This is a genomic window from Janthinobacterium sp. UMAB-60, assembly GCF_900095235.1.
Taxonomy (GTDB): domain Bacteria; phylum Pseudomonadota; class Gammaproteobacteria; order Burkholderiales; family Burkholderiaceae_D; genus Janthinobacterium.
This window is the reverse complement of record NZ_LT607485.1, coordinates 347,537-359,973: the sequence shown is the minus strand read 5'-3', so window position 1 is coordinate 359,973 and position 12,437 is coordinate 347,537. Positions and strand designations below refer to the sequence as shown.

Sequence of the window (12,437 nt, the reverse complement as noted above, 5' to 3'; positions counted from 1 at the left end):
CCTTATTTGCAGACGTCGGTACCGGCCGTAATGGCCTTCAGTTTGGCCGGCTGCAAGATCTCGATCTCGCGGTTGGAGACGCGCAGCCAGCCTTCCTTCTTGAATTTCGACAATAAACGGCTGACGCTCTCGATGGTCAGCCCCAGGTAATTGCCGATTTCCTCGCGCGACATGCGCAGCTGAAATTTGCTGGCCGAATAGCCGCGCGCTTCATAGCGCGAAGCCAGGTTGACGATAAAGGCGGCAAAACGCTGGGTCGCCTGCATATTGCCCAGCAACAGCATGACGCTTTGCTCGCGCGTGATTTCCTGGCTCATCATGCGATGGAAATGGCGCAGCAGGGTCGGCATATTGCCCAGCAATTGTTCCAGGCTGGAAAAAGGAATTTCACACACTTCGCTGTCTTCCAGCGCCACCGCATTACAGTGGTGGCGGTCGGCGCTGATGGCATCCATGCCCAGCAGTTCGCCAGCCATCTGAAAACCCGTCACCTGCTCTTCGCCGCCCGGATTGATCTGGTACGTCTTGAAGTGCCCCAGGCGGATCGCGTACAGGTTCTGGAACGAGTCGCCGATGCGGAACAGCGAGGCACCGCGCACGATCTTGCGGCGGCGGCCGATGATCTGGTCCAGCCGGTCCATGTCGCCCACATCGAGGCCCATTGGCAGGCACAATTGATGCATGCTGCAGGTCGAGCATCGCGCACGCAACGCTTCCACGGTCACTGTGGGCATGGTGGGAGTGAGTAGCGCTTCAGTCATGTCGGTACCTTTTAGAAAATGCAACAACAAGTTTACTGCATACAGGGTTGCCGTGTGCCAATTTCACCGCAGTTCCGCTGAATAAACGACGTTCTGACTTTGATTATATGGCAACATCGTCAAAAGCCCATGCGGGGAGGGCAATTTGCGCGGTGGCGCTTGCCAAGCTGGGGCATTGATAGGAAAATTCCTGACAGCATTATCTGCCGCCTGTGCCGCCCGGTACTGAAAAGGAAATCATGAAGCCACTCGGCATCAAAGCAAAAGTCGCGCTGGCCACCAGCCTGACCTCGATCGCCATGATCGCGCTGGTCACCATGATCCAGCTGCAGCACATGCGCGCCGACTTCACCCGAGTACTGCTGAGCCAGCAATCTGCCCTGATCACCCGCACCGCTGCCGAACTCGACGACAAGCTGGGCATGCTGCTGCAGATCGTCACGCTGACGGCCAGGCAGCAGCCGCCGGAACTGATCGGCCAGCCCGCCCAATTGCGCGAATACTATTCGCGCCGCGCGATGCTGGTGCTGTTCGACGACGTGCTGGTGCTCGATGCGCACGGCGCCGTCGTGGCCGACATGCCGCTGGTCACGGGCCGCATCGGCATCAACGTGGCCGAGCGCGAGTATTTCCAGACCGTCTTGCGCACGCGCCAGCCCATGATCACCGAGCCGATGCTGGGCAAATCGAGCGGCATGCCCATCGTGCAGATGGTCGCGCCCGTGCTCACGGCCGATGGCCAGGTGGCCGGCGTGGTGATCGGCGTGCTGCGCCTGTACAAGGACAACCTGCTGGGACGCCTGCGTTCGGAAAAGATCGGCAAGAGCGGCTATTACTTCATCCTCACGCGCGGCGCCGTGCCGCGTTACGTGCTGCACCCCGATACCGACCGCTTGCTGCAGCCACGCCAGCCGAACGCCAACCTGACGACGACCCAGCTGCTGAAGAACGATGGCGAAGGCACCATGGTCAGCACCAACAGCCGCGGCATCACGGCCGTCAACAGCTTCAAGCGCCTGAAATCGGTGAACTGGCTGCTGGCCGCCTCGCTGCCCCTCGACGACGCCTTCGAACCGTTCGATGGCGTGCTGTACCGGCTGGTACTGTGGAGCACCCTCGCCTCGCTGCTGGCCGCAGCCGTTCTGGGCTGGGTCACCGTGCGCCTGCTGTCGCCGCTGGTACGCCTGCGCGATACCCTGCGGGCGCTGCACACCAGCGGCAGCCGCTTCACCCCCGTGCCGGTGCAGCAGCGCGACGAAATCGGCGAACTGACGGAAGCGTTCAACGGCCTGATGAGCGAACGCGACCGCCTGCAGCAGGAACTCGAATCGCGCGCGGCGGAACTGGAACAGGAGCGCGACCGGGCCGAGGCGGCCAACCGGGCGAAGAGCGATTTCGTGGCCAACATGAGCCATGAAATCCGCACGCCCCTCAATGCCGTGCTGGGCATGGTGTATTTGCTGGGCAATACCAGGCTCGATACGGAACAGCGCAAGTATCTGACCATGGTGCGCGTGGCGGGCCAGTCGCTGCTGGGCATCCTCAACGACGTGCTCGACTATTCGAAGATCGAGGCGCGCCGCATGGAATTGTCGCCCGTCGAATTCGACCTCGACGAGGTCATGAACACGCTGGCCACGACGATGACCATGAATGCGGGTGAAAAGGAGCTGGAACTGGCCATCGCCGTCGAGCCCGACGTGCCGCGCCGCCTGGTGGGCGACGCCCAGCGCCTGCAGCAGATCCTCGTCAACCTGGCCGGCAACGCCATCAAGTTCACCGAGAGCGGCGAAGTGGTGGTGGCCGTCAGCCTGACCGAGAAAGAGAACGGCCGCGCCTGGTTGCGCTTCGAAGTACGCGACACGGGCATCGGCATGACGGACCTGCAGCAACAGCAGCTGTTTGCCGCCTTTTCACAGGGCGACCAGAGCATCACGCGGCGCTTCGGCGGCACGGGCCTGGGCCTGGCCATCAGCAAGCAGTTGATCCACATGATGGGTGGCGATATCGCCGTGGCCAGCAGCGAAGGCAAGGGCAGCCGCTTCTGGTTCAGCGTGCCGTTCGAGATGCTGGCGCAGCCGGCCGAAACGCGGCGCACGCCGGCCCTGGGCCAGCTGCGCCTGCTGGTGGCCGACGATAACCGCACCACGCGCGAACTGATCGTCAAACTGATCGAGGCCTGGGGCTGGCTGGCCGACGAAGTGGACTCCGGCTTTGCCGCCATCGAACTGTACCGCGAACGCCTGGCGCAGCAGCAGCCGTACGACGTGGTGCTGGCCGACTGGCACATGCCCGTCATGGACGGCCTGGCCACGGCCAAGGCCATCCGCCAGGCGGCCAGCGGCCAGCGCCAGCCCATCGTGGTGATGGTCAACGCCTTCGCCCGCAACCACCTGGAGGAAATCTCCAGCGCCGCCGAGGCCGATGTCGTGCTGATGAAGCCGATCACGGGTTCGAGCCTGTTCGATGCCCTGCACCAGGCGCTGATCGCCAAGAACGACGGCGGCGAACAGCGCATCCTGCACCAGCCGCTGGGCACAGAGCTGGCCGGCGTGCATTTCCTGCTGGTGGAAGACAATCATTTGAACCAGGCCGTGGCGCGCGGCATCCTCGAACACATGGGCGCCACCCTCGATGTGGTGGGCGACGGCTTGCAAGCCGTGGAACGGCTGCGCACGGAAGCGCTGCGCTACGACATCGTGCTGATGGACATGCAGATGCCCGTCATGGACGGCTTCAGCGCCACCCACATCATCCGCACGGAACTGCGCTTGAACTTGCCCGTGATCGCCATGACGGCCGGCGTGCTGGCGTCCGAACGCGAGCGCTGCATGACGGCCGGCATCAGCGATTTCATCGCCAAGCCCGTGGTGGTGGAAGAGATGATGGAAGTCATCCTGCGCCACCTGCCGAAGCGCCCGCCCGTGCAGACGGCCGGGCCGGTGCCCCTTGCCGATGAGGAAGTATTTTCCATGGCGCCGCTGATGCGCGTGATGGGCCGCGATGCCAAGGGGCGCGGCGTGCTGCGGCGCATGGTGGAAGACGCGCTGAACAAGGGCATGACGCCCGTGCGCGACGCCGAAACGGCGTTGCAATCGGGCCGCCACAGCGACGTGGCGCGCATCCTGCACGGCGTGCGCGGCTCCGTCGGCACCCTGGGCACGAAACGCCTGATCCGCGCCGCGTTCGCCACCGAGGAAGCCATCGACGCGGGCCGCCTGGACGAGGTGCCAAGCCTGCTGGCGCACACGGCGCAGGAACTGGAACTGGCGCTGGCGGCGGCGGCCGATTGGTTGTCCAGGCTGAAGGATTAAAAGAGTAGGTCGGATTAGCGCGCAAGCGCGTAATCCGACATGATTCGCCAACAATATTGTCGGATTACGCGGCGTGCCGCCGCTAATCCGACCTACCCAATTTACGCGGGCACGCCCAGAATCACGCTGGACGCTTTAAATATCGCCGTCACGCTGCTGCCGATGGCAATGCCCAGGTCGGTGCTGCTCTGGTTCGTGATGATGGCGGCAATCGTGCCGCCGCGCGGCAAGTCCAGCACCACTTCCGTGTTGACGGCACCCGTCTGCACGCGCGTCACCAGCCCGGACAGCTGGTTGCGCGCGGAAAAGCGCGCCCCTGCGCTGTCCGCCACGAGGATGATGGACGACGCCTTGATCAGCGCAAACGCTTCCGCGCCCGGCACCAGGCCCAGGCTGGCGCTGCTGCCCTGCGTGACGATGGCAACGATGTGCTGTCCACCCGGCAATTCCAAGGTCACTTCATCGTTGACGGCACCTTGTTTCAGTTCAACAACTTTGCCCAGGAATTGATTGCGTGCCGTGGTTTTCATGGCCATTCTCCGTATGAGTAAAAGATCGTCGGCGATGCCTTCCGCCTGGCTGCCCAACTGGCGCAGGTAGCGGGCATGCTCGCGCTCGATGATACGGAAATTATCGACCAGCTGGCGCCCACGCTGCGTCAGCCGCGTGCCGCCGCCGCCCTTGCCGCCCGTCAGGCGCTCGACCAGCGGCTCGCCAGCCAGGTTGTTCATCGCGTCGATGGCGTCCCAGGCCGCCTTGTAGCTCATCTTGACGAGCTTGGCCGCCTGCGTGATGGAGCCGCACTCGGCGATGGCGCCCAGCAATTCCACCCGCCCGGCGCCGCCCAGATTTTCTCCGCCCACCGTCATCCATACCGAGCCTTGCAGGCCGATTTCCGCTGCCGCTGATTTATCCAATGCGTTCACCCAATGCCATGTGTTCTTCCCTGTTATCGATCTGCCCATCGCGCAAGTACAGCACATGCTCGCCGAGGATGCGCGCATCTTCCGGATCGTGTGTGATCAGGATCATGGGCACGTCCAGGCGCTGCTGCCACTGGCTCAGCTCCAGGCGCATTTTGACACGCAGGGCCGGATCGAGGGCGGCAAACGGTTCGTCGAGCAGCAGCGCGTTTGGCTCGGCCACAAGCGCCCTCGCCAGCGCCACCCTTTGGCGCTGGCCACCGGACAACTCGTCGGGAAACTGGTGCGCCAGTTCCTGCAAGTGGAATGCGTCGAGCCAATGCTCGACCTTCTGCAATTTTTCGCGCACGCGCGGGTTGAACCAGCCGCGGCTCAGGCCGAAGCCCACGTTCTGGCGTACCGTCAGGTGCGGGAACAGCGCGTAATCCTGGAACAGGTAAGCGACGTTGCGCTGCTGCGGCGGCAGGTTGATGCCGGCGGCCGAATCGAACAGGGTACGGCCGTTCAGGCGGATATGCCCCGCGTCCGGTGTAAACAGTCCGGCAATGGCTTTCAGGGTCATGCTCTTGCCGGCGCCGGAGGGGCCATACACGGCGATGCGCTGGCTGTTCGAGGTGCATTGCACGTGCATGTCGAAACGGCGTTTACCGGAGCGCAAGGTGGCGCGAATGTCGAGGTCGAGTTGCATGGGCGTCATCATCAGCGTCATTTGTGCGCGATGCGCCCGGGGGCCAGGCGGCCGGCCGACAGCAGCACCACGATGCACACAAGGGAGATGATCACGACCAGCGTATTGGCCACGTCGTCCTGGCCCGCCTGCACGGCTTCATACACGGCCACCGACAGGGTTTGCGTCTTGCCGGGGATGCTGCCGGCCACCATCAGGGTGGCGCCGAATTCACCGAGCGCGCGCACGAATCCCAGCAGCACGCCGGCGAGAATGCCGCGCCAGGCCAACGGCAAGGTGACGCGGAAGAAAATCGCCATTTCCGGGAGGCCCAGCACGCGGGCCGCCTGCTCCAGCTGGCCATCGACCGCCTCGAAGGCGGCGCGCGCGGGCTTGAAGACGAGGGGAAAAGCGACCACCGTGGAAGCGATGACGGCGCCCTGCCACGTGAAGATCAGGTTGATGCCGAAGTTGTCCTGCAGCCAGATGCCCAGGGTCCCGCGCCGGCCCAGCAGCACCAGCAGGTAATAGCCGAGCACGGTGGGCGGCATCACCATCGGCAGGGTCAACAGGGCGTCGAGCAGCTCGCGCCCCGGAAAACGCGTGCGCGCCAGCAGATAGCCCGTACCGATGCCGAGCAGCAAATTGAGCGCCGTGGCCCAGGCCGCAACTTTGAGCGACAGGGCCAGCGCGGTCCAGGCGATATCCATGCAGACGCTTACCTCAAAATCAGGGCTTCTTGAAGCCGTACTTGGCCAGGATGGCTTGCGCCGGCGCCGTCTGCAGGTAGCTGACGAAGCGCTTCGCTTCGGCCGCATTGCCGCTGCCCTTGATGGTGGCGATCGGGTACAGCACGGGCGCGTCCAATGGCACGTCCAGCACCACGTTCACCTTGTCTTTCATGATGGCCGCGTCGGTGGCGTAGACAAAACCCGCATCGACTTCACCGCGCGCCACGTAGTCGAGCGACTGGCGCACGTTCTGCGTGCCGATGGCCTTCGCTTGCACGGCGTCCCACAGCTTCGCCTTCTTCAGCGCGCCTTCGGAGTAACGGCCGACGGGCACGCTGGCCGGATTGGCGATGGCCACGCGCGTCACGCCCTTGTGCGTCAGATCCGCCAGGCTCTTGATGCCCAGCTTGCTATCGTGCGGCACGATCAGCACCAGGCTGTTGCTGACGAAATCCTGGCGGTCGGCCGGCAGCACCAGGCCCTGCTTTTGCGCCGCATCCATGGTTTCCTGGTCGGCCGAAGCAAACACGTCCACGGGCGCGCCCTTGACGATCTGTTGCAGCAGCACGCCCGAAGCGGCGAAGTTCAGGGACACCTTGCTGCCCGGATATTGCGCCTCATAGCTTTGCGCCGCATCCTTGAACGCATTCGTCAGGCTGGCCGCGGCCGACACCACCACTTCGCCGGCAAAGGCGGAGGTGGCGGCGGTAGCGAGCAGGGCGGCGCTGAGGAGTTGGGCGAGGGAGGTGAGGCGCATGATCGTATCCTTGTAAAGTGAACGGTGAACAAGGACCGTAATATACACTTATATATAGCGTTCTGCCACGGCACACGTCAAGACGGCTGAACTTGCTTCAAGCACGCCCCGTGCAGCCTCAGGCAGCCACTTTCTCACTGACAAGATCATCCTTGCGCCGCGCATAGCGCTGCGCAATCACGGCGCAAATCATCAGCTGAATCTGGTGGAACAGCATCAGCGGCAGAATCACCATGCCCAGCGAGTGCGTGGCAAACAAGACCTTGGCCATGGGCACGCCACTGGCCAGGCTTTTCTTCGAACCGCAAAAGACGATGGCGATCTCGTCTTCCTTGCTAAAGCCCAGGCGGCGGCTGATGAATGTCATCAGGCCCAGCACCAGCGCCAGCAGCAAAATGCTGAACAGGCCCAGGGCCACCAGCGTTTCCACCGAGATCGTGTGCCACAGGCCTTCGCTGACGGCTTCGCTGAAGGCCGTGTAGACCACCAGCAAAATGGAACCCTGGTCGACGAATTTCAGCATGGCCTTGTGGCGGTCGACCCAGCGGCCGATCCAGCGGCGCAGGAATTGGCCAGCCAGGAAGGGCAGCAGCAATTGCATGACAATCGATAAAACAGCGTCGACCGACGACTTGCTTTCCGCGCCTTTCGCCACCAGCAAGCCGACCAGGATGGGGGCAAGGAAGATGCCGATGAAATTCGAGGCCGAGGCGCTGCAGATGGCGGCCGGCACGTTGCCGCGCGCCATGGCCGTCAGGGCGATCGACGATTGCACGGTCGATGGCAGCGCGCACAAGAACAGGATGCCCACGTACAGATCGGGCGTAAGGAAAGTCAGCGCCAGCGGACGCAGGGCCAGGCCCAGCAGGGGGAACAAAATGAACGTGCTGGCCAGCACCAGCAAATGCAGGCGCCAGTGCATGACGCCGGCCACCACGGCTTCGCGCGACAGCTTGGCGCCATGCAGGAAGAACAGGGCGCCGATGGCCACGGTGGTGATATGGCCGAAGACCACGGCCGTCTGGCCCGTGCAGGGCAAAAAGCTGGCCAGCGCCACGGTGACGAGCAGGGCGAGGGTGAAATTATCGGGTTTCAGATTGCGCAACAGGGCAGCGGGAGAGAAAGAAGACATGCGGTAGCCTGGTAGCGGCGCAGCCTTGCAACAGATGCTGTGCCGGGGATGACAAACAGCGCCGGGAGCGGCGCCAGTGCTGGCTATTCTAACCCTATCGCCGAGCTTCCTGCCTGGAAGCAGGCGTGACTTGTGGACACAATGGCACAAAAAAATGCCCTGTCCGCAGACAGGGCAACCCGGAGTAAAGTACAGCGCGAGGAATTAACCGGCGGCTTTGACTTTCAGCTCGTTCTTGATTTCTTTCACGCCGCTCACGGAAGCGACGATCTGCACGATGCGGTCACCCGCTTCGGCGCTCGGTACATCGCCCGACAGGACGACGACACCTTGCTGGGTTGCTACCTTGACTGGCAGGGTAGCGGCTTGCGCATCGGCGCTCAGGGCGGCCTTGGCCGAGGAAGTGATGGTTTCATCAGGGACGGCGGCGGCGGCGTTGGCGGCCACGACAGTGCCAGCAGGAGCTTGTGCTTTTGGTGCGGAGTCAGCGGCATGCGAAGCGGTGATCGAGGCGCCCGACAGTACGATAGCGGCGACCAGGGTATTGAACAGTTTCGATGTTTGCATGGTAGTTCCTCTCAATGAAGTTAAAAGCTTCTTACTTGGATAAAGCAACACGTTGAAGCGTCACATCTACCCATACAGCAAGCACCGTGCCAGCTTTTAAATTGCATTCAAAATCAACGACTTACACTCAAACTCGATTTTTTCAGCGCGTTTGCGCCGGATCTGGCCCGAAAATCGGGGCTTTTTGTCGCCTGACGACGACAGCTTATGGCAAGACAATCAATATTTAACAGTAAGCCATTGATTAATGACGCTTTATTTTTGTCGCTCATCAGCGACAGGGTCGCCATCCCCCCGGAACAGGGCCGGCGTCAGCTCGTATTTCTGCAGTAAACGGTAGAACTCCGTGCGGTTGCGGTCGGCCAGGCGGGCCGCATCGGCCACGTTGCCGTCCGTCAGGCGCAGCAATTGAATCAGGTAGTCGCGCTCGAAGCGCTGCTTGGCTTCGTTGTAGCTGAGCGCTTCCAGCGACGGCACGCGCAAGGCCCGCTGCACCAGGGACAAGGGCACCAGCGACGCCGTGGCCAGCGCGCACACTTGCTCGACCACATTGACCAGCTGGCGCACGTTGCCGGGCCATGGCGCGGCCACCAGGGCCGTGAGGGCGTCGGGGGCGAAGCCGTTCAGGGGCTTGTCGTACTTGGCCGCCAGTTTCTGCAGGAAATGGTTCGCCAGCAGGGAAATATCTTCGCGGCGCTCGGCCAGCGGCGGCAGGGTCAGGGTCACGACATTGAGCCGGTAATACAGGTCTTCGCGGAATTGCCCTTCCGCCATGGCCACGTCGAGGTCGCGGTGCGTGGCGGACAATAAGCGCACGTCGACGGGCCGCGTCTGGTCGGCGCCCACGGGCCGCACGGCCCGCTCCTGCAGCACGCGCAACAGTTTGACTTGCAGCGGCAGCGGCATGTCGCCGATCTCATCTAAAAACAAGGTACCGCCATCGGCCGCCTGAAATAAACCTTCGCGGTTGCCGACGGCGCCCGTAAACGAGCCCTTCACGTGGCCGAACAGTTCCGATTCCAGCAACTGCTCGGGGATGGCGCCGCAGTTGACGGCGATGAACGGCGCCTTGGCGCGGCGGCTGGCGTTGTGCAGCGCGCGCGCCAGCAATTCCTTGCCCGTGCCGCTGGGGCCGCGGATCAAAATGCTGGCGTCGGAACCGGCCACCAGCTTGGCTTCGGCCAGCAGCTCGGCCATCTGCGCGCTGCGGCTGATCAGCTCGGCCCGCCAGCTTTCGTCGCCGGACGCGGGCGCCGGCATGACGGTGGACAAGTTGATGGCATATGCCACTTTTTCCATCAGCAGCTTGCCGTCGAACGGTTTCGTCAGATACGCAAACGCGCCACGCGCCGTGGCGTCGACGGCGTCGGGAATGGTGCCGTGGGCGGTCAGCAGGATGACGGGCAGGGCCGCATGCTGGCGGCGGATTTCATCGAACAGGGCCAGGCCGTCGCGGCCCGGCAATTGCACGTCGGTAATAACCAGAGCCGGCAATTCCACGGCCAGGCGCGCCAGCGCCGCTTCCGCGCTGCCCACGGCCGTGACCCGATAATTACCCGCCTTCAAGCGGATGGTCAGCAGGCGCAGCAGGTCGGGATCGTCGTCGACCAACAGGATGTGGGCCTGCTCGCTCATTTCGGCGCTCCCGCGGCAGGGCGCACGGACAGGCTGCGCTCGATGTTTTTCAGCGCCTCGAGTTTTTCATTGAGCTGCTCGTTGCGGCGCTGGGCATCGCGCAGCTGCGCATTGAGCTTGTCGATGCTCTCGTCCTGGCGGCGCAGTTCCGCATACTGGCTGCTGAGCAATTGCGCCAGCGGCGCCAGCAGTTGACCATCTTTGGCCGTAGCCAGCGGTTCCAGCAAGGCTTGCGCGCGGGCCAGGTCACCGGCACCGCGCACGGTGGCCTGCAGCATGGCGCGGCGGATGGTGTTGGACGGCGCGTGATCGGCCTTGGCCAGGTCCAGCTGCGCTTTCACCAGTTCCGACGGCGTCATCAGGCGCAAGGCGCTTTGATACGCGAGCAGTTCGGTCAGCTGGGGATCGGCGACCACCACCACGCGCGGCGGCGTTTGCACCAGCACGGGCGTCTGGATAGTGGGCTTGGCGGCGCAGGCGCCCAACAGCAGCGCGCAGGCGGCCATGCCGGCCAGGGAAGTTCTCGTCATCATAAGGGCAGTTCTATCCGAAAGTGCGCGCCAGCCTGGCGCGGTAAAAGAGTGACGCTGCCATCGTGGGCAGCGATATATTCGCGCACGATGGACAGGCCGATGCCATTGCCGTTGCGCGCGCCGGCCGCCTGGCGCACGCCCTGGTAAAACGGCTCGAAGATGCGTTCGGCATCCTCGGGCGCCACGCCGGCCCCCTCGTCGATGCAATCGATGCGCACACGGCCGCCTTCGCAAGTCAGGGTAAAACGCACGGTGCCGCCTTCCGGGCTGAAGCGCACGGCGTTCGACAGCAGGTTCGCCAGCACTGTTGCCAGCTTGTCGCGGTCGGCCTGCACGATCAGGGATTCGCCCTGCACTTCGACCGTCAGGCGGCGCGCCAGCCATTGCAGGCGCTGCCCGGCCACCACATCTTGCAGCAAGACCAGCAAGTCGACCTTGCTGCGCGCCAGATGCTGGGCGTCAAAGGCGGCGGTATTGTAGCGCAGCAAGTCTTCGATCTGATTTTGCAGGGACGCCGTGTTTTGCTGCAGGATGCCGGCGATTTCGCGCTGGCCATCGCTGAGCTTGCCGGCAACCTCGTCTTCCAGCAAGGCCACGCCTTCGCGCAGGGCCGCCAGCGGCGTTTTCAGCTCATGCGAGATGTGCCGCAAAAAACGTTCCTTGTCGGCATCGAGGTCCGCCAGGCGCTGGCGCAGCCAGTCCAGCTGCTGGCCCAGGCGGCGCGTATCTGCGGGGCCGCCGACGACGATGGGCTGGTCGTAGCGCTTCTCGCCCAGGCGCTCGATGGCCGACTCGATGCGGCGCAGTGGACGCGACAATAGAAAACCGAAGCAGGTGGCCAGTACGGCCGCCAGCAGCACGGCGCCGCCCACCAGCACGCCCAGCACGCGGCGCTGGCGTTCCAGCTCGGCCAGCAGGGCATCGTTGCGGCTGCCGATTTCCGTCTTGCTTTCGCGCGCCAGGCTGTCATTGATCTGCGCCATGCGGGCAAACGCGCGGTACACGACGGCGTGGCCATCGCGCTTGCGGCGCTTACCCGCTTGCAAGACTTCCCACGCCGCTTGCGCCTGCGCCGTCCACTCGTCGGCCAGCTGCGAGGCAAACTCGGGCGTGGCGCGGTTCAGCACTTGCAGCGCCGCCGTCGCTTCGTCGCGGGCCGCCGCATAGCGCTCGCGGAAGACGGGATCATCGAGCACGAGGAACTGGCGCGCGCTGCGCTCCATGGCCAGGGTACGCTCGGACAGACGCTGCGACTGTTCTGTCAGGGCAATCGCCTGCGCCGCCGTCTCGCGCCCCAGGCGCGCCAGGTGCTCCAGGGTCAGCAAGGCTTGCACGGAGGTAGCCGTCAAAATGCCCGTCGTCAAAATGAAGGCGGCAAATAACAGTTGGCGAAAGGACAGTCTGGACAAGGTAAGCG

The 12,437-nt window shown here is 63.8% G+C and carries 11 protein-coding genes; 1 reads left to right on the top strand and 10 read right to left on the bottom strand.

Annotated elements, in window-relative coordinates:
- Positions 1 to 2: 2 nt before the first annotated feature.
- Entirely contained in the window at positions 3 to 761 is a 759-nt protein-coding gene (gene fnr, locus K0F86_RS09595; protein WP_071080086.1) for a fumarate/nitrate reduction transcriptional regulator Fnr, read from the bottom strand.
- Positions 762 to 1,000: 239 nt separating this feature from the next.
- On the opposite strand from fnr, the gene K0F86_RS09590 reads away from it, so the two are divergent.
- On the top strand, positions 1,001 to 4,075 hold the full coding sequence (locus K0F86_RS09590) for a response regulator (protein WP_219134165.1): 3,075 nt from the start codon (positions 1,001 to 1,003) through the stop codon (positions 4,073 to 4,075).
- Positions 4,076 to 4,176: 101 nt separating this feature from the next.
- On the opposite strand, the gene K0F86_RS09585 is transcribed toward K0F86_RS09590, so the two are convergent.
- The 9 genes from K0F86_RS09585 to K0F86_RS09545 all read right to left on the bottom strand — a co-directional run bounded on the left by K0F86_RS09585 (position 4,177) and on the right by K0F86_RS09545 (position 12,429).
- A complete protein-coding gene (locus tag K0F86_RS09585) occupies positions 4,177 to 4,944 on the bottom strand; it encodes a TOBE domain-containing protein (protein WP_219134239.1) in 768 nt (255 codons plus the stop codon).
- Positions 4,945 to 4,984: 40 nt separating this feature from the next.
- Positions 4,985 to 5,686, bottom strand: coding sequence for a sulfate/molybdate ABC transporter ATP-binding protein (locus K0F86_RS09580; RefSeq protein ID WP_219134164.1), 702 nt, complete (start codon positions 5,684 to 5,686; stop codon positions 4,985 to 4,987).
- 17 nt (positions 5,687 to 5,703) lie between these two features.
- Positions 5,704 to 6,375, bottom strand: a complete 672-nt coding sequence (gene modB / locus K0F86_RS09575) for a molybdate ABC transporter permease subunit (protein WP_219134163.1) — start codon at positions 6,373 to 6,375, stop codon at positions 5,704 to 5,706.
- 19 nt (positions 6,376 to 6,394) lie between these two features.
- Complete coding sequence (gene modA / locus K0F86_RS09570; RefSeq protein WP_219134162.1) at positions 6,395 to 7,153, bottom strand: molybdate ABC transporter substrate-binding protein; 759 nt, start codon at positions 7,151 to 7,153, stop codon at positions 6,395 to 6,397.
- A 118-nt stretch (positions 7,154 to 7,271) separates the two neighbouring features.
- Positions 7,272 to 8,285 (bottom strand): bile acid:sodium symporter family protein, encoded by a 1,014-nt coding sequence (locus K0F86_RS09565; RefSeq protein WP_219134161.1) that lies wholly within the window; start codon positions 8,283 to 8,285, stop codon positions 7,272 to 7,274.
- Between the two features lie 204 nt (positions 8,286 to 8,489).
- Positions 8,490 to 8,852 carry a BON domain-containing protein gene (locus tag K0F86_RS09560; RefSeq protein WP_219134160.1) on the bottom strand — a complete coding sequence of 121 codons (363 nt, stop codon included), beginning with the start codon at positions 8,850 to 8,852 and terminating at the stop codon, positions 8,490 to 8,492.
- 255 nt (positions 8,853 to 9,107) lie between these two features.
- The gene (locus K0F86_RS09555; RefSeq protein WP_219134159.1) at positions 9,108 to 10,487 is read right to left on the bottom strand and encodes a sigma 54-interacting transcriptional regulator; all 1,380 of its coding nucleotides are present in this window, start codon (positions 10,485 to 10,487) and stop codon (positions 9,108 to 9,110) included.
- Entirely contained in the window at positions 10,484 to 11,020 is a 537-nt protein-coding gene (locus K0F86_RS09550; protein ID WP_257572064.1) for a protein bicaudal D homolog, read from the bottom strand. Before K0F86_RS09550 ends, K0F86_RS09555 begins: the two co-directional genes overlap by 4 nt.
- Complete coding sequence (locus K0F86_RS09545) at positions 11,017 to 12,429, bottom strand: ATP-binding protein (protein WP_219134158.1); 1,413 nt, start codon at positions 12,427 to 12,429, stop codon at positions 11,017 to 11,019. Before K0F86_RS09545 ends, K0F86_RS09550 begins: the two co-directional genes overlap by 4 nt.
- Positions 12,430 to 12,437 lie beyond the last annotated feature (8 nt).